Below are 930 nucleotides of genomic sequence, written 5' to 3'. Positions count from 1 at the left end.
GAAGTCGGTGATAGCAATCTGCTTGCGCAAAAGGTTGCGGAGCTATGCGAAGACGCGGCTCTTTACAATTCGGCAAGTCATTATTCCGTCAACCGAGCCAAACTCTACACCATCGACAAATTTCGAGAGGGCTATTATGGAATCTACCAACAGCTCTGTACCGATAAGTAATACCGTTCCACTCCTTGCAGCCATTACTCTGGCACTGTTTTTTGTCCCAGTGAAATTCGCTGTAGGTGGCGTGGCACTTGCGCCTTCCGATATCGCAAGTTTGCTTTCTGTTGGCTTAATCGCCTTGATCATTTTAGAAGGAAGAGCAAAGCAACTGTTGCATCCATGTATCGGATTCTTGGTGCTGTTTACTGGATATGTATTTATCAATGGTTTGTTGAACAGAGTGCCTTTGGCCCCACTATTGATCGAAACCGTTCAGTGGCTAGCCATTCTTTGTCTACTGAGCTTACTTTACGCTTACGGTGCATTTGATGATGAGCGAGTGATGGTCTATTTCACCTACCTACTTTTTATCATCTGTGGTCTAGTCGCAGCATGGCACTTCGCCCAAGGCTATCAAAGCGGATTTAAATTACTCGGGGTCAGTAAATACGGATTTGGAGTGTTGTGCTCGCTACTCTATTTGTATCGCGACAAAATTCGCCTGTTCCCTTTTTTGATGCTAGTTGCATTTTCGCTACTCGTGTTATCTCAAGAACGAAAAGCTCTGCTGGGCTTTTGTTTGCTGTTTTTTCTCGATCAGATTTTTATTAAAAACTGGATGCGAAAAACCATCAGTGAAACCTATACATGGATGCTTCTCTTGGCGTTGGCATTTGTGGTTATTGGAACAGTCGCTACCACGCTCTACGTCGGTTTTGATGCTCTTGCCGATAAACTGGAGATCACTCAAGAAGACATTTTGTTTGCCAACCA

At 44.3% G+C, this 930-nt stretch carries 2 pseudogenes; both read left to right on the top strand.

The features are described from left to right. Nucleotides 1-171 (top strand): annotated as a pseudogene (locus tag R7R78_RS24870) (glycosyltransferase); the annotation flags it as partial. After that, nucleotides 137-930, top strand: a pseudogene (locus tag R7R78_RS24865) (ligase); the annotation flags it as partial. The pseudogenes R7R78_RS24870 and R7R78_RS24865, both read left to right, overlap by 35 nt.

It is taken from the genome of Vibrio sp. 2134-1, assembly GCF_033339495.1.
Note: the sequence above shows the minus strand (reverse complement) of the source record. Positions and strands in the feature narration are given on the sequence as shown.